19 protein-coding genes are annotated in these 18936 nt (G+C 72.1%); 7 read left to right on the top strand and 12 right to left on the bottom strand.

From position 1 onward, the window contains the following. Positions 1 to 2: 2 nt before the first annotated feature. Positions 3 to 173, bottom strand: coding sequence for a hypothetical protein (locus tag V1633_RS01435; RefSeq protein WP_331212237.1), 171 nt, complete (start codon positions 171 to 173; stop codon positions 3 to 5). 180 nt (positions 174 to 353) lie between these two features. Between V1633_RS01435 and V1633_RS01430 the strand changes: the two genes are divergently transcribed. Continuing rightward, positions 354 to 1295, top strand: a complete 942-nt coding sequence (locus V1633_RS01430) for an alpha/beta hydrolase family protein (RefSeq protein WP_331212236.1) — start codon at positions 354 to 356, stop codon at positions 1293 to 1295. Positions 1296 to 1375: 80 nt separating this feature from the next. Beyond that, the gene (locus V1633_RS01425) at positions 1376 to 2368 is read left to right on the top strand and encodes an alpha/beta hydrolase family protein (RefSeq protein WP_331212235.1); all 993 of its coding nucleotides are present in this window, start codon (positions 1376 to 1378) and stop codon (positions 2366 to 2368) included. A gap of 134 nt (positions 2369 to 2502) precedes the next feature. Here V1633_RS01425 and V1633_RS01420 read toward each other — a convergent pair whose 3' ends face one another. The 4 genes from V1633_RS01420 to V1633_RS01405 form a co-directional block, all read right to left on the bottom strand. After that, entirely contained in the window at positions 2503 to 3825 is a 1323-nt protein-coding gene (locus V1633_RS01420; protein ID WP_331212234.1) for a hypothetical protein, read from the bottom strand. 426 nt (positions 3826 to 4251) lie between these two features. Beyond that, on the bottom strand, positions 4252 to 5214 hold the full coding sequence (locus tag V1633_RS01415; RefSeq protein WP_331212233.1) for a zinc-binding dehydrogenase: 963 nt from the start codon (positions 5212 to 5214) through the stop codon (positions 4252 to 4254). A gap of 51 nt (positions 5215 to 5265) precedes the next feature. Next, complete coding sequence (locus V1633_RS01410) at positions 5266 to 6501, bottom strand: NAD(P)-dependent malic enzyme (RefSeq protein ID WP_331212232.1); 1236 nt, start codon at positions 6499 to 6501, stop codon at positions 5266 to 5268. 161 nt (positions 6502 to 6662) lie between these two features. Beyond that, the gene (locus V1633_RS01405) at positions 6663 to 7037 is read right to left on the bottom strand and encodes a S24/S26 family peptidase (protein WP_331212231.1); all 375 of its coding nucleotides are present in this window, start codon (positions 7035 to 7037) and stop codon (positions 6663 to 6665) included. A gap of 83 nt (positions 7038 to 7120) precedes the next feature. On the opposite strand from V1633_RS01405, the gene sodN reads away from it, so the two are divergent. Then, positions 7121 to 7528, top strand: coding sequence for a superoxide dismutase, Ni (gene sodN / locus V1633_RS01400; RefSeq protein ID WP_331212230.1), 408 nt, complete (start codon positions 7121 to 7123; stop codon positions 7526 to 7528). Positions 7529 to 7747: 219 nt separating this feature from the next. Beyond that, positions 7748 to 8155 carry an ATP-binding protein gene (locus V1633_RS01395; RefSeq protein ID WP_331212229.1) on the top strand — a complete coding sequence of 136 codons (408 nt, stop codon included), beginning with the start codon at positions 7748 to 7750 and terminating at the stop codon, positions 8153 to 8155. 113 nt (positions 8156 to 8268) lie between these two features. Here the strand turns inward: V1633_RS01395 and V1633_RS01390 are convergent, their stop codons facing one another. Continuing rightward, a complete protein-coding gene (locus V1633_RS01390) occupies positions 8269 to 8670 on the bottom strand; it encodes a hypothetical protein (protein WP_331212228.1) in 402 nt (133 codons plus the stop codon). Between the two features lie 41 nt (positions 8671 to 8711). On the opposite strand from V1633_RS01390, the gene V1633_RS01385 reads away from it, so the two are divergent. Next, positions 8712 to 9659 (top strand): diacylglycerol/lipid kinase family protein, encoded by a 948-nt coding sequence (locus V1633_RS01385; RefSeq protein WP_331212227.1) that lies wholly within the window; start codon positions 8712 to 8714, stop codon positions 9657 to 9659. Positions 9660 to 10074: 415 nt separating this feature from the next. Next, a complete protein-coding gene (locus V1633_RS01380) occupies positions 10075 to 10332 on the top strand; it encodes a WhiB family transcriptional regulator (RefSeq protein WP_130464821.1) in 258 nt (85 codons plus the stop codon). Positions 10333 to 10601: 269 nt separating this feature from the next. Here the strand turns inward: V1633_RS01380 and V1633_RS01375 are convergent, their stop codons facing one another. The 4 genes from V1633_RS01375 to V1633_RS01360 are packed head-to-tail and all read right to left on the bottom strand — an operon-like array spanning position 10602 to position 14033. Next, complete coding sequence (locus tag V1633_RS01375; protein WP_331212226.1) at positions 10602 to 11381, bottom strand: sirohydrochlorin chelatase; 780 nt, start codon at positions 11379 to 11381, stop codon at positions 10602 to 10604. Continuing rightward, positions 11363 to 12124 carry a phosphoadenylyl-sulfate reductase gene (locus tag V1633_RS01370; RefSeq protein WP_331212225.1) on the bottom strand — a complete coding sequence of 254 codons (762 nt, stop codon included), beginning with the start codon at positions 12122 to 12124 and terminating at the stop codon, positions 11363 to 11365. Before V1633_RS01370 ends, V1633_RS01375 begins: the two co-directional genes overlap by 19 nt. After that, entirely contained in the window at positions 12121 to 12297 is a 177-nt protein-coding gene (locus V1633_RS01365; protein WP_331212224.1) for a hypothetical protein, read from the bottom strand. Before V1633_RS01365 ends, V1633_RS01370 begins: the two co-directional genes overlap by 4 nt. Further along, entirely contained in the window at positions 12294 to 14033 is a 1740-nt protein-coding gene (locus V1633_RS01360; protein WP_331212223.1) for a nitrite/sulfite reductase, read from the bottom strand. The genes V1633_RS01365 and V1633_RS01360 overlap by 4 nt, the downstream gene beginning before the upstream one ends. Positions 14034 to 14481: 448 nt before the next feature. Between V1633_RS01360 and V1633_RS01355 the strand changes: the two genes are divergently transcribed. After that, positions 14482 to 16014, top strand: a complete 1533-nt coding sequence (locus tag V1633_RS01355) for a glycosyltransferase family 39 protein (protein WP_331212222.1) — start codon at positions 14482 to 14484, stop codon at positions 16012 to 16014. Between the two features lie 10 nt (positions 16015 to 16024). Here V1633_RS01355 and V1633_RS01350 read toward each other — a convergent pair whose 3' ends face one another. Both V1633_RS01350 and V1633_RS01345 read right to left on the bottom strand, forming a co-directional pair. Continuing rightward, positions 16025 to 17653 (bottom strand): histidine kinase N-terminal domain-containing protein, encoded by a 1629-nt coding sequence (locus tag V1633_RS01350; protein ID WP_331212221.1) that lies wholly within the window; start codon positions 17651 to 17653, stop codon positions 16025 to 16027. 93 nt (positions 17654 to 17746) lie between these two features. Then, on the bottom strand, positions 17747 to 18781 hold the full coding sequence (locus tag V1633_RS01345) for an SIS domain-containing protein (RefSeq protein WP_331212409.1): 1035 nt from the start codon (positions 18779 to 18781) through the stop codon (positions 17747 to 17749). Positions 18782 to 18936: the final 155 nt, after the last annotated feature.

Genomic DNA, 18936 nt, shown 5'->3' with positions numbered 1-18936 from the left:
CCTCAGCCCAGGGCGAGCCAGCCGATCAGCACGATCAGCAGGGCGACGACAACCACGACGCCGATGATCAGCGGCAGCCTGGACGGCGGTGCGGCTGCCGGCGCCTCGCCGGAGTGGGCGAAGGCCCGGAACGCCTCCGTGTTGCCGCTGGGGTCACGATGTGGATCAGCCATGCCGAGCACGATAGCGAACGCCGACCAGCGCGAACGTCCCCCACCTGAGCGACCGGACGGTACCGGGTCGTCGGGACAACCCGAACCGACGGCGTACGGCGGGACAAACCGTCCGGGCGGCCGAACGGGACGCCCGGAAAGCTGACCTCGTACGGCGTACCGCCGTCTACCGTCGGTGCTGTGCGCGTCCACCCCTTGGTCGCGGGGCTGACCGCCCTGCTGATGTCGATCGCGCTCACCGCCTGTGGGTGGGCGGTCGCCGCGCCAGCTCCGATGGCGCTGCCGGGTGCGGCGCCGGATCGAACGTACGCGGTCGGCGTGCGTACGCTCGATCTCGGCCGCGGCACCGCCCGCCCACTTCCGGTCACCGTCTGGTACCCGGCCCGGTCAGCACCACCGACCGGATCCGGTACGCCGACACTGGTGCCGGACGCGGAGGTGGCCTCGGGCCGGTTTCCGGTGGTGCTCTTCAGTCACGGCCTGCACAGCCTGCCCGAGATGCACGCCCCGTTGACCACCCGCTGGGCGGCCGCCGGATTTGTCGTCGCCGCGCCGGCCTACCCGGGCACGAAGGCGCGTACGCCCCGGTTCGACCGGGCCGACATCCGCCGACAGCCGTCGGACGCCTGGCGGGCCCTCGACGAGCTCCAACTCCTCGACCGGCAGGCCGGTGACCGGTTCGCCGGGCACCTGGCGCTGGACCGGATCGGCGCGGCGGGTCATTCGGCCGGTGGCTACACGACGGCGGGTCTCTTCACCCCCGGCCACCCGGAGTCGCTGCGCGGCGGCATCGTGATCGCCGGTGCCGGCATGCCCGGTGCCAGCTACGGCGGGCCGGCAGCGCCGCAGCTCTTCCTGCACGGCGACGCGGACTCGGTGGTGCCGCTGACCCGGGGTCGGGGCGCCTACCAGCAGGTGCCCTGGCCGAAGGCGTTCGTCACGCTGCCCGGTCGGGGGCACGGCGAGTTCCTCACCCCCGGTCGTCCCGGCTTCGACCGGACCGTGGCGGTGACGACGGAGTTCCTGCGCTGGACGCTCTACGGTGACCGGGGCGCGCTGGCCGCGCTCCGGGCCGACGCCCGGTCACCCGGGCAGGCCGAGTTCACCGACCTGCTCGGCTGAAAGGAAGGGCCCCTTCTTATCGCCTTCCGTATAGGAAGGGACCCCGGTTGACCCGGTACCGGCCGGGCACAATCAATGGCATGCGCCGACGTCCCGCCCGCCCGGTCCTGACCGGCGCCCTCCTGACCGCGACGCTGGTCGTGGGCCTCGCCGGCTGCTCGGGCGGCCCGGGCCGGCCGACGACGACCCGACCGACCGGCGCGGCGGCGACCAGTCCCTCCCCGGCCGACGCCGGGCCGACCAGCGGTGTCGCACCGTCCCGGCGTTTCGGAGTCGGGGTACGCGAGTTGGCGTTCAACCGGGGCGGGAACCGGCCGCTGCCGGTCACCGTCTGGTATCCCGCCCCGGGCTCGGCCGGCGGCACGCCGACGTCGGAGGCGCCGGTGGCGGCGGGGCGTTTCCCGGTCGTGCTGTTCAGTCACGGCCTGACCGGGCGTCCGGAGGACTACCGCGCCCTGCTCGTACGCTGGGTGGCGGCGGGTTTTGTGGTGGCGGCACCGACCTATCCGCACACCAGCCGGGGCACCCGGGGCGGTGTGCAGGTGCTCGACGTGGTCAACCAGCCGGCCGACGCGTCGTACGTGCTGACCGCTCTGTTGGCCCTGGCCGACCGGTCCGGTGACCTGTTCCGTGGTCACCTGGACCCGGACCGGGTCGCCGCGGCCGGCCACTCGGCGGGCGGGGTGACCACCATCGGGTTGTTCACCGCCGGCCGCGACGCCCGGCTCGACGCCGGCATCGTGCTGGCCGGCACCGCCCTCGGCGTCGGTACGGCGTTCGCCGGCACCGCCGCACCCCAGCTCTTCGTGCACGGCGCGCTGGACCAGGTGGTGTCGTACCGGGCCGGCAAGGCGGCGTACGACCGGGTGCCCTGGCCCAAGGCGATGCTGACGCTGCCCGACGGCGACCACGGCCAGGCGCTGCTCGGCCGGGACCAGCGGGCGCTGGCGGTGGTGGCCGGCACCACGGTCGAGTTCCTGCGCTGGACACTGTACGGCGATCCGCGAGCGAAGCGCCGGCTGCCGGAACAGGCGGTCCGGGGCGGGCTCGCCACCCTCGACGACCACCTCTGAGCGTGCCGGCCCGGCGACACCACGGCACGGGGTGACGCCGGGCGCGGGGACCGGAACACCGTCCGGTCCGGGGCCGACCGGTTGGCCCGGCGGGGTACGGCCGGCCGGGACCGGTCGCACCCCGCCGGAGCGGATCACCCCACCACGGGTCGGCGGGTGTCGACGAAGAGGTTCGTCGCCCGGTCCCAGGTGAGGCCGCGCTGGGTCGGTCGGGCGATCACGCCGTACCGGTAGTTGCGGCCGAACACGTTCGCGCGCAGCTGGATGTTGACGGCGTTGAGATCGGCCCGTACGCCGATCGAGTAGTTCCCGCCGTTGCAGTAGTTGCCCTCGAAGACGAGGTTCTCCACGACCGGCCCGGTGGTCGAGCCGATCATCAGGCAGGCGTTGAACGGGTCCCGGGTCACCGGGTTGTACGCCTCCAGCGAATTGCCCCGGACCACGATGTTGGACGCGCCGGTGGTCTGCAGCGCGTCGTTGTGTGAACCGGGTTGCCGCTTGAGGTGGTGGATCCAGGAGTTCTCGACGACCACGTCGCTGCCCAGCCGGGGACCGTCGATGACGTTGCTGATGTCGACCCGCCGCAGCGTGTACTCGCCGCAGCAGACCGCCGCCGAGTTCCGACCCATTCCGTCGATCTCGACATCCTCGACCAGGAGGTTGTCCGCCCCGTCGGTGCGGATCGAGTAGTTGCTGTCGCAGGTGATCCGGGACTTCCGGATGATGACGTTCCGCGCGGTGACCGTGACGCAGCCCTTGATGTCGAGTCCACTGACCACCACGCCGTCCTGGGCCAGCTTGAGCGAGCCGGAGGCCTTGAGTTTCGTGCCGGCGGGCACCCCGGTGTTGTCCGGGCCCGGGAACGACGTGGGGATGGCGAGGTTCGGAGCGGTGGTCTTGGTCGCCCCCGCCCCGGGCTTGGCCTCGCTCGACGGAGTACCGCCCGGGCTGGCACCGGGCGTCGGGCTCGGCTCCGACGGGGCCGGTTCGTCCTGGTCGGGTGGCAGTTCGCCGGCCGCGACCGGCTCGCCGTTCCACGTCGAGTCGACAATGGTCGCCGGCGCGTCGGCCGAGTGCAGGAAGCCGAACCGGCATCCGGTGACCTGCACTTTCCGGGCCGTGTAGTTGCCGAATACGAGACCATTGGTCCGCGGCTTGGTGCATTGAATGGTGGTGTTCTCGATCAGCGCCCCGGTAACACCCTCGAAGATCCGTACGGCGTGCGCTCCCCCGTACCTGACGGCGGTATTCCTGATCGTGACGTCGTCGGCCTTGATGTGCACGTATCCGTCGATCTTCCGGCCGTCCAGCACCGTACCGGCTTTGGTGATCGTCACCGACCCGTCACCACTGCTCGCGACCGCGACGCCGATTCCGGCGAGGATGATCCCCAACGTTGCCGAGCCCACCACCAGGGAACGAGGGGTACGCCAGGAACGCCGGCGCGTTCCTCGCATTGATCGTGATTGACGTCGCTTATTCTGGCCTGACAGTGAGAAATTCTTCAAGATCCCGACTCCTTCGCCGTACACATCGTCCGCGATCAGCGGGGCGGAACGGGACGACTGTACCCGCCGTACCCAAGGGGTCGGAGGCGCGAAAAAATGGGGACAAACCCAACCTTTAGTTTTCTTGAAGTCCGCCTTTAGGCCGACTTACCAGCGCTTTTTCGACGGCTTTTCCTGCCCCGGTGTCCGTTTCGATTGCTGGCAAAACGTCCGGATTTTCAAATGCCGCCGCCGCGCGTGTCCGGGCGCGCCCGAACAGCAGGCCGCGCTCACCGTCACCCTCGCTGCCGCCGCCGCGCGTCTCCGAGGGCACCACCCGGCCGACGGGTCAGGCACGCTCGCACGCCCCCCGTCCCGGCCGGGCGAACGCTGGAACTACGTGGTGTGGTCCAGGACCACCTTGCCGAAGATCCCACCGGAGTGCAGGCGGGCGAACGCCTCGTCGACCCGGGAGAAGCCGTGCACCCCGTCGATCACCGGCCTGATCCCCCGTGCCACGCAGAGGTCGAGCAGCTCGGCGAGTTCCGCCGCAGTGCCCATGGTCGAACCGAGGATCTCCAACTGCATGGCGAAGACCCGACGCAGGTTCACCGTCGGCTCGTGACCGGCGGTGGCTCCGCTGACCACGATCCGGGCCCCGGGAGCGGCCGACTTCAACGAATGGTCGAACGTCGCCGCGCCGACCGTCTCGATCACCACGTCCACCCGTTCCGGCAGCCGCGCCCCGGGTGCCACCGCCGTGGCGCCCAGCGCGGCGATCCGCTCCCGCTTCGCCGGGTCGCGGCTGGTCGCGTACACCCGTTTGCCGAGCGCGACCGCGAGCACCACCGCCGCGGTGGCCACCCCGCCGCCAGCCCCCTGGACCAGCACCGATCCGCCGTCGGCCAGCCGTCCCCGGGTGGTGAGCATCCGGTACGCGGTCAACCAGGCCGTCGGCAGACAGGCCGCCTCGACAAAGGACATCCCGGCCGGCTTCGGCACCAGGTTGGCCCGGGGCACCGCGACCCGCTCCGCCAGTGTGCCCGGATGGTGCTCGGAGAGCAGCGACAGCCCGCGCGGGTCGGCCGGATCCGGGACGACCGGAAAGACGACCACCTCGTTGCCGTCCGGGTCGACGCCGGCCGCGTCACAGCCGAGGATCATCGGCAGTCGGTCCGCGGCCAGCCCGACACCACGCAGCGACCACAGGTCGTGGTGGTTCAGCGAGCTGGCCCGGACCTCCACCGTCACCCAGTCCGGGTCCGGATGCGTCGGCTCGGGTCGCTCGCCGACCACCAGCGCGGCGAGCGGATCGTCGGCGTCGAACCTCGAGGCGTACGCGGCACGCATGATCGACACGTTACACGCGTACGCCGTACCCGGACAGCGCCGCGAGCTGGCGCCGACGGGTCAGGCCCGGGCGACGCCGTCCCGTCGGGCCGCCTCGGCCACCGCGTCCGCCACCGCCGGCGCCACCCTCGGGTCGAGCGGCGACGGCATGATGGCGTCGGCCCGCAACTGCCCGGCGGCGACGGCGGTCGTGCCGTCCCACTCCCCCTCGACGGCGACCGCGGCGATCGCGTCCGCGGCCGCCACCTTCATGCCCTCGGTGATCCGGACCGCCCGGGCCGCCAGCGCGCCCCGGAAGATGCCGGGGAAGGCGAGCACGTTGTTGATCTGGTTGGGGTAGTCACTGCGTCCGGTGGCGACCACGGCGGCGTACCGGGCGGCAACCTCCGGGTGCACCTCGGGGGTCGGGTTCGCCAACGCGAAGATGGCGCCGCCCGGGGTCATCCCGGCCAGCGCCTCCTCCGGGATCTGTCCGCCCGAGACCCCGATCAGCACGTCGGCGCCGCGCAGCGCCTCCACCATGCCGCCGGCCCGTCCGGCCGAGTTGGTCAGTTCGGCCAGTTCGGCCTTGGTCGCGGTCAGGTCGGTCCGGTCCCGGTGCAGGATGCCGCGTGAGTCGCAGACCACCACCTCGGCCGGGTTCACTCCTCCGGCCACCAGCATCTTCGTCACCGCGACCCCGGCGGCGCCGGCGCCGCTGACCACCACCCGCAGGTCACCGAGTTTCCGGTTGAGCAGCGTGGCCGCGTTACGCAGCGCGGCGAGCACCACCACGGCGGTGCCGTGCTGGTCGTCGTGGAAGACCGGGATCGACAGCGCCTCGTCGAGCCGACGCTCGATCTCGAAGCACCGGGGCGCGCTGATGTCCTCCAGGTTGATCCCACCGAAGGACGGCGCCAGCGCGGTCACCACCGCCACGATCTCGTCCACGTCCTGCGTGTCCAGACAGACCGGCACCGCGTCCACGCCGCCGAACTGCTTGAACAGCACGGCCTTGCCCTCCATCACCGGCATCGCGGCCCGGGGCCCGATGTTGCCCAGCCCGAGTACGGCGGAGCCGTCGGTGACCACCGCGACGGTGTGCGACACCCAGGTGTACTCGTCGACCAGGGCGGGGTCGGCGGCGATCGCCTCGCAGACCCGGGCGACCCCCGGGGTGTACGCGAGGGAGAGATCCTCCCGGGTGGTCAGCGGAACGGTCGAGGCGACCGCCAGCTTGCCGCCACGGTGCAGGGCGAAGGCCGGGTCGGTGGGATCCACGACAGGAGATGGCGGGTCCACGGCAGGGGATGACATGGTGACTCCAGGATCGTCGAGCAGATGAGGCGGCCGGTTGGACGCGAGATCGGCGATCGCCGGCAGCGGTGCGGGGGTCACCCGGTTATGAGATACAGAGCATAGTGGCGGGTCGCGGATCTGGTGCCGCGCAGGGGTCTTACCAACTGGTAACGGATGACTTACCGATTGGTAACCCGATCGCCGCGTCCCGCCCGGCGACCGAACCACCGTGGACGTGGCCAGTACCGCAGCACCACCCGGCCCCACACGTCGGCCACTCCGTACGCCCGCGAGTCGTCGGTGACGAAGCTGTTGTCGCCGCGCAGCCACCAGCCACCGTCGACGGCGCGCTCCGCGCGCTTGACCACGAGCAGTCCGGGTCGGCCACGGAACTCGGCGACCACCAGATCGCCGGCCCGGACAGCCCGGCCACCGCGCCGGACCAGCACCGCGTCACCGTGCCGGAGCGTCGGCACCATCGACGGGCCCACCACCAGAACGGCGAAAAGGGGCGCCCGGGGACGGCTCCCGTCTGCGGCGATGTCGGGGGACACCGAGTTTCACCTCCGCCCCTTGGGAGACATATCGCAGGAGTAGTGTCGTCCTGGATCATCACAGACTTGCTATGGAGGATCCCATGCGGCTTCCGCGCATCTTCACGCCACGCATCGTCGCCAGCGCGCACTGCGATCTGCCCTGTGGCGTCTACGACCCGGCCCAGGCCCGGATCGAGGCCGAGTCGATCAAGGCGATCGACGAGAAGTACCAGGCGAACACCGATCCCGAGTTCCGTACCCGGGCGCTGATCATCAAGGAGCAGCGCGCCGAGCTGGTCAAGCACCACCTCTGGGTGCTCTGGACCGACTACTTCAAGCCCCAGCACTTCGAGAAGTACCCGCAGCTGCACCAGCTCTTCAACGAGGCCACCAAGCTGGCCGGCGGTGGTGGCGGCACCAAGGCGACCACCGACGCGAGCAAGGCCGACGAGCTGCTGCAGAAGATCGACGAGATCGCGAAGATCTTCTGGGAGACCAAGCAGGCCTGAGTTCCCGGTCGGCGCCCGCCGGTACGTCGTCACCAGGGCGTCATCGGCGCGGTCACCCGGGGCGACGATCCGGCCGGCACGCCTGGCGGGCGTGCCGGCCGCCGTCGCGGCGCGGAGCCGTGGCGCGTGCCGTTGACGCAGAGCCGCCGCCCCGGCAGGTGAACGCGCACAGCCGGGCACGCGACGGTCCGGTAGAGTCCCGTACGGGGGATTATTTTGGTGACACCGCTGACCACGCCATCGACGACCGGCGACGACGTCGTCCTCCTGACCGTGCCCGCTGACGGCGGCTACCTGGGCGTGCTGCGTACCGCCACCGCCGGGTTGGCCGCCCGGCTGCACTTCGCCCTCGACGAGATCGAGGATCTGCGGATCGCCGTCGACGAGGCCTGCGCGATGCTGCTCGCCGTCGCGACCCGGGACGCCGAACTCGACTGCCGGTTCGCGGTGACCGAGGACGCGCTGACCGTCGAGGTCGCCGTCCCGACCGTACGCGGATCCCGGCTGCCGGCGGAGTCGTCCTTCGCCTGGAAGGTGTTGACCGCGTTGACCACCTCGGCCTCGGCCGTGGTGTCCGACGGTCGCGCGACGATCACACTGCTCACCCGCCGGTCCGGCGGAGTCTGAAGCGGTCGCCGCCCCGCCCGGCGGCGGTCCGGGCGCCGCCGGTCCACCCGTCGAGGGGACCGGATCGGGGTCGGCTGCCGGCCCGCGCCGACGGCCGGATCAGCGGCCGGAGATCAGCGCCGTTCCACGCCGAAGCCGAGCGCCCGGTTCGTCGGCGGACTCAACAGCAGGCCGCAGACCAGCAGGCCGAGCACGATGAACGGACTGCCCAGCCAGCCCAGTCCGCCCTGCAGCATGTAGTAGCCGATCGGCAGCAGCATGAGCTGCAGCACCATGGCCGGAGCCCGGGCCCCGGCCCGGCGGCGGCCCAGCGCGACGGCCAGCGCCCACAGTACGGCCGCGCCGATCCCCGCGAACGCGGTGACGAAGAGCGCGTTGACCAGATCGGTGGCGGTCGCCGTGACTGTCTCGTACACCAGGAAGACCACCAGTAGCGCCAGCCCGACCGCCTCGGCGCGGAGCAGCCACACCGCCCCGAGCAGTTGGCCGGGGAGCGGTTCGGAGTCGCTTGTCACGGCCGCCACGATACTCGGCGGCGCGCGGTACAGTGCCGCCCATGCGGGCCATCCTGGTGGTCAACCCGAAGGCCACCACCACCACGGGACGGGGCCGGGACGTGCTCGTCCGCGCGCTCCGCAGCGAGGTCGACCTCACCGTCGAGTACACCCGACGGCGTGGGCACGCGATGGCGCTCGCCCGGGCGGCGGTCCGGGAGGGTGTCGACCTCGTGGTGACGCTGGGTGGCGACGGCACGGTGAACGAGGTGGTCAACGGGCTGATGGCGGGGACGCCGGGCGACGGCGACGCGCCGCCGCCGGCCGATCGCCGGCCGGCCCTCGCCCCGGTCCCCGGTGGTTCGACCAACGTCTTCGCCCGGGCACTGGGCCTGCCGAGCCAGTGGCCGGACGCGACCAGCGTGATCCTCGAGGCACTGCGGCTCGGACGGTCCCGCACCATCGGCCTCGGTCGTGCCGACGACCGGTACTTCACCTTCTGCGCGGGGCTGGGGCTGGACGCCGCGGTGATCAACCGGGTGGAGCGGGCCCGCCGCCGGGGCCGGGTCTCCACCCCCACGCTCTATCTCCGGTCCATCGCGGAGCAGTACCTCTTCGGCGCGGAACGCCGGCACCCCACCATCACGCTGGAACGTCCCGGTGAGCCGGCGCAGGCCGAACTCGCCACGGTGGTGATCCAGAACACCGCACCCTGGACCTACGTCGGGCGACGCGAGGTGAATCCGAATCCGGACGCCTCGTTCGACCTCGGCCTGGACGTGCTGGCCGTCCGCCGGCTGCGGGTGCCGAGCACCACTCGGATGGTGAGCCAGATGCTGGCCCGCCAACCGGACCCGCGCGGCCGGCAGATACTGCGGCTGCACGACCTGGACGAGTTCACCCTGGTGTCCGAGCGTCCGCAGGCGTTCCAGGTGGACGGCGACTACCTCGGCGAGCGGGACAAGGTGCGATTCACATCTGTCACGGCCGCACTAAGAGTAATCTGCTGACGCTGGGGTACAGCGACCGACAGACGAGCTCGAAGCGACGGACCAGGACGGTGCCGGAAATGCCAGCAATGTCGGGTGGACTGTACTATATTGATTCTCGGCTGTGGCGCACCGGGTTCCGACAAGGGCGGGGATCCGGACAAATGGGTCGTGACCTGTCTCACCTGCCTAGAGTTTTTCCGGGCGTTACCCTTGACATCGCGGGAGTTCGTGAAAGTATTCACAAGCGAACTTGAGTTACCGGAACATTGCGTGGACGCGCCCGACGGCGAGGGTCCTCCGCGGGTTCCACAAACACAAAGCCTGCTCTCGGCTGCCGAAGCGATGGCCACGACCGTCGTGATCGACACCGCAGACGCATAAAGAAAGATCCAGCAAGCACTGCCGCCCACCCAGAATGAGGAGTGTTGCCGCCATGGACTGGCGCCACCATGCTGCCTGCCGCGACGAGGACCCGGAGCTGTTCTTCCCGATCGGGACGTCCGGCCCTGCCGTGCTGCAGGTCGAGCAGGCCAAGGCCGTCTGCCGGCGTTGCTCCGTGACCGACGAGTGCCTGCAGTGGGCCCTCGAATCCGGTCAGGACGCCGGGGTCTGGGGCGGAATGAGCGAAGAAGAGCGGCGCGCCGTCAAGCGCCGCGGCGGCCTCCGGGTCCTGCGCGCTCACTCCGCCTGATCGACTGATCGACCGCACCGAAGCAACGAACGTCCCGGGGGATCCCCTCCCCCGGGACGTTCTGCTTTTCGAATACGACGAGTATCGAGAAGAATTCATTCTGCCCAACCTCTGCCGAACGGCACGAGAAGATGATTCACCATAGGTGCCCGTCACGGTCCCGATCGTGAGAACACCATCACAGATCTGATCGCCACGCACACGCTCCGCCAATCAACCGGGAAGGTTTCGGCGGCCCGCACACGCTCCGTAACCCTCGGTATCGTTGATCACGCTGAGTGGTGGGGTTCATCAGCCCGAGCCAGCACCAGACGGGCCAATTCGGGCGCGTCCCCGAGCGGCGCGGCCAACGCGACCGCACCCGCCTGCCGCGCCGACTCCATCGCCGTCTCGTAGAGCCGCCCGGGAGCGAGGAAGTAGGTGGCCACCGCCACCCGTCGGGCGCCGGCCGCCCGTAGCTCCGCCACGGCGGCGCCAGCGGTCGGCGGCGACGCGGAGGCGTACCCGACCCGGGTCGGCACGTTCAACACGGCAGCGAGCGCCTCAGCCGCCCGCTCGACCGTACGCCGGGCAGCGGCGTCCCGGGTGCCGGCGGCGGCCAGCACCACACCGTCCACCGCGTCGTCACCACCGGCCGACAACGGTCCGGCGACCTCGGTCAGCCGACGGCAGAGCCCGGCCAGCAACTCGGGATGCGGCCCACCCCCGGTCGGCCCGAGGACCCCGGTGATCCGTACCGGGATCCGCAGCCCGGCGCTCCGGGCCGCCACGACGGCGTCGGGGATGTCGACCCGGCCGTGATAGGCCGCGGTGAGCAGCAACGGGACCAGCACCACCGCCGGATGGCCGGCGGCCTCCAACTCGGTCAGCACGGTGGCCGGCCGCGGCGGGGCATGGTCGAGGTAGCTGGCCCGCACCAGCAGGCCGGGCCGGGCCGCCGCGACGGCGCGGGCGAGCGCCTCGGTCGCCACCGCGGCCCGGCGGTCCCGGCTGCCGTGCGCCACCAGCACGACCGGGTCCGATCCGTCGGTCAGACGTGCAGACCGCACTCGGTCTTCTCGAACATCGCCCACCGGCCGGCCCGCGGGTCCTCCCCCGCCTTGGTCCGCCGGGTGCAGGGCCAGCAGCCGATCGAGGTGTAGCCCTGCCGGAACAGCTCGTTCACCGGGATGTTCCACCGGGCGATGTACGCGTCGACGTCGGCCTGGGTCCACGCCGCGATCGGATTCACCTTGATCTTGCCGCGACGCGGGTCGAAGCCCACCACCGGCGTGTTCGCCCGGGTCGGCGACTCGTCACGGCGCAACCCGGCCGCCCAGGCGTCGTAGTCGGCCAGCGCCCGCTCCAGCGGCTCCACCTTGCGCAGCCCGCAGCACTCGTCGGGTGCCCGGGAGAAGAGCCGGGGGCCGTACTCGCCGTCCTGCTGGCCGACGGTCTGCCGGGGCCGGATGGAGCGCACGTTGACCGGCAGCGTCCGGGCCACGGTGTCGCGTACCCTCAGCGTCTCCGGAAAGTGCAGCCCGGTGTCGAGGAAGACCACGTCGACGCCGGGGGCCACCCGGGAGACCACGTGGGCGAGGACGGCGTCCGCCATCGAACTCGTCACGCAGAACCGGTCGCCGAACTCCTCGGCCGCCCACCGGGCGATCTCCTGGGCCGGCGCGCCCTCCAGCTCACGGTTGGCCTGCTCGGCCAGCGCCCGCAGCTCCTCCGGGCTACGCCGGGCCGGGTCGGCCGGCGCCTGCGGGCCGAGTTTCACCAGGCCGAGGTTGGCTGCCACAACCGGACTCATGACGGGTTCCCCTCGGTCGAGACGGCAGCGGCGAGCAGCCCGGTGAACTTCACCGTGAAGACCCGGGCACAGGCGCGGCACTCCCAGGCACCGTGCGACTCGGCGTGGGGCCGCAGGTCCTCCTCACCGCAGTAGGGGCAGTACATCGGCGCGGCTCGGGTGTCACCACTCATCGCAGTTCCTCCTCGTCGACTCGCACGACCCAGTTCGCGAAGCTCTCGTCGGCGGTGCGCCCGGCCAGGTAGCGGCGGGTGAGCCGCTCGACGTACCCGGGAAGCTCCTCCGCGGTGGTCTTGAGGCCGCGCAGTTTGCGGCCGAAGCCGGCGCTCTGGCCCTCCGCCATGCCCAGGCCGCCGCCCAGATGCACCTGGAATCCCTCGACCTGGCGGCCGTCCGGTCCGACCACCAGCTGGCCCTTGAGCCCGATGTCGGCGGTCTGGGTCCGCGCGCAGGCGTTCGGGCAGCCGTTGATGTGGATGCTCAGCCCGCTCTCGCCCACGTCGACACCGGCCAGCCGCTCCTCCAGCCGGGCCACCAGTTCCTGGCCCCGGGCCTTGGTCTCGACGATGGCCAGCTTGCAGTACTCGATGCCGGTGCAGGCCATGGTGTCCCGCCGCCAGACCGACGGGTACGGCTCCAGACCGATCCGGCGCAGCGCCACCACCAGCGACTGCGTCCGCTCCGGCGGCACGTCGAGCACCAGCAGCTTCTGGTACGGCGTGAGCCGGACCCGGCCGCTGCCGTGCTCGGCGGCGGCGTCGGCGAGTTCGGCGAGCTGGGTGCCGGAGGTCCGGCCGACCACCGGCGCCGCCCCGACGTAGTTGAGCCCGTCCCGCTGCCGGTGCACCCCGATGTGGTCGATCGGCTTGCCCGGCAGCTCCGGCGCCGGACCGTCCAGCAGGCTCCGGCCGAGGTACTCCTTCTCCAGCACCTCGCGGAACTTCTCCACGCCCCAGTCGGCGACCAGGAACTTCAGCCGGGCCCGGTGCCGCAGCCGCCGGTAGCCGTAGTCGCGGAAGATGCCGACCACGCCGGCCCAGACGTCCGGCACCTCGTCCAGCGGCACCCAGACACCGAGCCGCTGCGCCAGCATCGGGTTGGTGCTCAGCCCGCCGCCGACCCAGAGGTCGAACCCGGGCCCGTGGTCCGGGTGTTCGACGCCGAGGAAGGCGATGTCGTTGACCTCGTACGGCGTGTCGACCAGCCAGGAGATCGACGATTTGAACTTGCGGGGCAGGTTGGAGTACGCCGGGTCGCCGACATACCGCCGGACGATCTCGTCGATCGCCGGGGTCGGGTCGAGCAGCTCCCGCTCGGCGACGCCGGAGACCGGGCTGCCGAGCACGACCCGGGGGCAGTCGCCGCACGCCTCGGTGGTCTGCAGCCCGACCGCCTCCAGCCGGCGCCAGATCTCCGGCATGTCCTCGACCCGGATCCAGTGCAGCTGGATGTTCTGCCGGTCGGTGATGTCGGCGGTGTCCCGGGCGAACTCGCGGGAGATCTCGGCGACGACGCGCAACTGCGCCAGGTTGAGCTGCCCGCCGTCGATCCGGACCCGGAGCATGAAGTACTCGTCTTCCAGCTCGTGCGGCTCCAGCACGGCGGTACGTCCGCCGTCGATCCCGGCCTTGCGCTGGGTGTAGAGCCCCCACCAGCGGAACCGTCCCCGCAGGTCGGCGGGGTCGATCGAGGCGAAGCCCCGGTGCGCGTAGATGCTCTCGATCCGGGCCCGTACGTTGAGCGGGTTGTCGTCCCGCTTGCTGCGTTCGTTGGGGTTGAGCGGTTCACGGTGTCCGAGCGCCCACTGCCCCTCACCACGCGGGCGGCGCGCCGGCCGGGCCGGCCGGGCCGGAGCAGCCGCCGGGTCGCTTGTGGCGCCGGGTCGGGCCGGGGTACTGCTGACCGCCATCGCGGCGTCCTCCGTTGTCGGGTGCGGCGGAACGGGCGCGCAACCGACGGCGTTCGGCCGATCGGGCCGGCGACGGTGTCGACGACGACGTGTCAGAGGGCCGGCGCGGTGCGCGCCCGGGACGGAAAGGTCCAGGCGACGTCAGTGGGCCGGACAGATCGCGCTGCGAACGCGGCCGTAGTCGACGTGGCGACGGGAGGTGAAACCCGGCCTCGCGAAACGGCGCACGGCGGCGGTCATACCCGTCATGGTCCCACATCCATATCCTCCGGACCACAGTCGCCGGCGGGGATCCCGACTGGCGGACCCGCTGTGGCGGAGTTCACGCTACTATTCCTCGTACCAGGGCAAATGCGACAGACAGCGCCCTGTCAGACAGTCCCCCGGGCACGCGGGCGGCGGGTCGCGAACCGGGATCCCGACCGGACAGGTAATCGAGGCGGCGGTAGTGGGCGGTCCCGCGCCGAATCGGCTCCGCCAGGCGCTCTGGTTGTGGCCGGCCCTGGCGACACTGCTGATCACCGCCGTCCAGCTCGACGGGGCCCCACTCTGGCGGGACGAGCTGGCCACCTGGAGCGCGGCGACCCGACCGGTCGGCGACCTGCTGCGGCTGGCCGGCCACATCGACGCGGTGAGCACGCCGTACTACCTGCTCGTCCACGCCTGGATCGCGGTCGCCGGCGACTCGGTGACCGCCCTGCGCCTGCCGTCCACGTTCGGCATGGCCGGAACCGCAGGGCTCACCACCGTCCTCGGCACCCGGCTGTTCGGTGCCCGTACCGGGTTGCTCGCCGGGTTGCTCTTCGCGGTACTGCCCAGCACGTCCCGGTACGGCCAGGAGGCCCGCCCGTACGCGTTCGCCAGCCTGCTCGCGGTGCTGGCCACCCTGCTGCTGGTCCGGGCCCTGGACCGACCGGGCTGGCTGCGGTGGACCGGCTACGCCGTGGCCGTGGTCGGACTGGGTCTGGCCAACCTCTTCGCGGTCAGCGTGGTCGCCGGGCACGCGGCCGCCGTCGCACTCGACTGGCGCACCCGGCGGACCGGCCAGACCGCCGGCGGGCAGGACGGCGACGGCCCGGAGGACCCCGGCGGGCAGTACGGCGAGGGCCGGGAGAACCCCGGCGGGCAGCACGGAGGCGGCCGGGTCGCCGGATGGTCGATCGCGGTCGCGGCGGCGGCGGTGCTGTTGGCGCCGCTGGCGGTGTTCGGCCGTGGACAACAGGGCCGGCAGCTCAACTGGGTGGAACGGCCCGGGCCGGGCGATCTGGTCGACCTGCCGGCCACCCTCACCCAGGCGAGCACCCTCGGCGGCGTGCTGCTCGGGCTGGCCGCCGTCGGGCTGGCCGGCGCCGGCCGGTGGCGGCCGGTACTCGCAGTCACCGTGCTGCTGCCGGTGGCACTGCTCTTCGTCGGCGGGCAACTCACCCCGCTCTGGGTGCCGCGTTACCTGCTGTTCGTACTGCCCTTCTGCTGTCTGCTCGCGGCCACCACACTCGCCCCGCTCCGACTCCCCGCCGGGGTGGCGATCGTGCTGGTCACCGGCCTGGTCGGCGCACCGGAGCAGCGTGCGGTCCGGCGGACCCACGAGACGCCCCGCAGTGCCGAGGTCGACTACCCGGCGGCGGCCCGGATCATCGCGGCCGGTCAGCGGCCCGGTGACGGGATCGTCTACTCGCCGCGCAGCGGATGGGCCTTCCTCGACGTGGCGATCGCGTACGAGTTGCGTCGTGACCGCCCCCGGGACGTGCTGCTGCGGCAGGACGCGGTACGCAGAGCCGATCTCTGGCCCAGCGAGTGTCCCGTACCCGCCACCTGTCTGGACTCCGTCGACCGGGTCTGGCTGCTCATCTGGGGAGAACGGACCGATCCGCTCGCCGGGGTCGCGGCGGCGAAGGCGGAACCGCTGCGTACCCGGTTCCGCCTGGACGGACGGTGGACGGTCCCCGGTCTGACCGTGGCACTGCTGACCCGGGCCGGCTGACCGTCGACGGTCAGCGGACCAGCGGAACCACGAGCAGAGCCTCGGTGCCGCAGCCGTCCCGGTTGCGCAGTTCGATCGTGCCGCGCAACTCCCCGGTGGCCAGCGCCCGGACGATCTGCAGGCCGAGTCGGCTGCCCTGGTCGGCGTCGAAGTCCGCCGGCAGGCCCCGCCCGTTGTCGGCGACCGTCACGTGCAACTGCTTGCGGGAGCGGTGCGCCGAGACCACCACCTCGGGCGGTTCGGTCACCGGCTGGGCGGTGGTCTCCTCGGCCGGCCGGTTGGCCGGCCCGGCCGGGCCGGCGTCGGCCGGCCCCGGGTCGGCCGGGCTGCCGGCATCGGCGGGGTTGCCGGCGTCGGCCGGGCGGGAGCCGCTCTCGGCCGGTGGCGGGAAGGCGTGCTCGACCGCGTTGAGCAGGAGTTCGTTCAGCACGATCACCAACGACGTGGCGATCTCCGCCGGCAGTACCCCGAAACTGCCCTGCCGGCTCATCCGGACCCGTACCTCGGTCGCCGCGACCTCGGCGGCGGCCGCCGCCACCCGGTCGACGATGCCGTCGAACTCGACCGCCTCGTCGCTCGACATCGAGAGGGTCTCGTGCACCAGCGCGATCGAGGCGACCCGACGTACCGACTCCTCCAGGGCGGCCCGGGCCGCCGGGATGCCGACCCGGCGGGCCTGCAGCCGGAGCAGCGCGGCGACCGTCTGCAGGTTGTTCTTCACCCGGTGGTGGATCTCCCGGATGGTCGCGTCCTTGGTGATCAGGGCGCGGTCGCGGCGGCGTACCTCGGTCATGTCGCGGACCAGGACCAGCGCGCCGATCGGCACTCCGGCGGGCATCAGCGGCAGCGCCCGGGTGAGCACGGTGGCGCCGCGCGCCTCGATCTCCCGTCGGGGCGGTGCCTCACCGCGCAGCGCCGCGAGCACCCGGTTCGCCGCCTCGGTCCCCTCCAGCGGGTCGGCGGCGAGCCGGCCGTTCAGTGCCGCGAGGTCCTCACCGACCAGGTGCGAGGCGAAACCCAGCCGCCGGTACGCGGACTGCGCGTTCGGGCTCGCGTAGGTGACCTTGCCCTGCGCGTCGAGCCGGATCAGGCCGTCGCCGACCCGGGGGGCGGTGGTGGTCTCCCCGGGGTGCCGGGCGGGGGGAAACGTCCCGTCCGACAGCATCTGGGCGAGATCGTCGGCGGTGGTGAGGTAGTTCAGCTCCAACTGGCTCGGGGTCCGGGCGGTGGAGAGGTTGGTGTCCCGGCCCACCACCGAGATCACCTCGCCGGACTCGCCGTCGCCGGCACGCAGCCGTACCGGGATCGCCTCGTGCCGGGCCGGGGTGTCGCCGTACCAGACCGGGTCGCCCTCCCGCCAGATCCGGCCCTGGGTGTAGGCGATCGCCAGGTGTGCCACCTCCGGACCGCCGACGATCCGACCGACCTGGTCGTCCTGGTACGCCGTCGGGGCGGTGGTCGGCCGCACCTGGGCGACGCAGACGAAGGCGTCGGTCCCGCTGACCGGCACCCAGAGGAGCAGATCCGCGAAGGACAGGTCGGAGAGGAGTTGCCATTCGCCGGCCACCCGGTGCAGATGGTCGATGTCGACCGGACGCAGAGCGGTGTGCTCCTCGGCGAGATCACGCAGCGTGGACACGGGGCAAGCCTGCCATGCCCACCACCACGGCGGGTACCGGAGAAGGCGCCAGAGCGCGACGTGACCTCGGTCGCACCGCGCCGGCGGACCGACTCAGAGCGTCGAGGTGACCTTGTGCAGCCCGCGCGGGGCGTCCGGGTCCTCGCCCCGGGCCAGCGCCAGGGCGAGGGCGAGGCGCTGCACCGGCAGAATGTCCAGCAGTGGCGCATAGCGCTCGTCGACCTGCGGTACCGGCATCCGGGCCGCGGCGCCGGGCACGTCTGCCGGGCCGACCACGACCAGGTCCGCCCGCCGCTCGCCGACCTTGGTGACCACCTCGCGCATCGCCGTACCGCCGGGTCCGGCTCCGACCACGGCGAGGACCGGGACGTCCGGGTCGGTCATGGCCAACGGGCCGTGCAGCAGGTCGGCGCCGGAGAAGGCGAGCGCCGGCAGGTACGACGTCTCCATCAGCTTCAGCGCGGCCTCCCGGGCGGTCGGGTAGGCGTACCCCCGGCCGGTGGTGACCATCCGGTCGGCGAACCGGTACCGGGCGGCCAGCTGACCCGGCAGCGGGTCGGCGAGGGTCCGCTCGGCCAGGTCCGGCAGGGTGTCCAGCGCGGCCCGCTCGTCGGCCGGCAGTCGGCCGTCACCGGCCCGGATCCCCTCGACCAGCAGGAGCAGGGCGAGCAGTTCGGCGGTGTACGTCTTGGTGGCGGCGACCGCCCGCTCGTGCCCGGAGACGACGTCGATCGCGAGTTCAGCGGCCGAGGTGAGCGGCGAGTCGGGGTTGTTGGTCACCGCCAGGGTCAGCGCACCGGAGGCGCGGGCCACCCGGAGCACCTCGGTCAGGTCCGGTGAGCCGCCGCTCTGGCTGACCCCGATGACAAGTGCCTCGGACATGTCCGGTCGGGCGCCGAAGAGGGTGATCGCGCTCGGCGAGGCCAGGCCGGCGGGCAGGTTGAGCCGGATCTCGGTGAGGTACGCGGCGTAGAGGGCGGCGTGGTCCGAGGTGCCCCGGGCGGTGAACACCACGTGCTTCGGCCGGCGCTCGGCGATCACGGCCGCCACCTGCGCGATCGCGGTCAGCGACGACGGCTCCAGCAGCCTCGCGTAGCCCGCCGGCTGCTCGTTGACGTCCGCCGCCATACCGGCACCTGGTTGCGCCACGATGACCTCCTCCTGCCCGGCGTCACGCTCGGGACATGCTGCGGGCCGCTCGGATCCATGCTCGGTTTCCGCGCGTTTCATGCTCAGGGTTGCACGATTCGAGCCGTTCAAGCAATCTAGCGATCAGCTTTGCG

The organism is Plantactinospora sonchi, from assembly GCF_036422035.1.
Lineage (GTDB): Bacteria > Actinomycetota > Actinomycetes > Mycobacteriales > Micromonosporaceae > Plantactinospora > Plantactinospora sonchi.
Note: the sequence above shows the minus strand (reverse complement) of the source record. Positions and strands in the feature narration are given on the sequence as shown.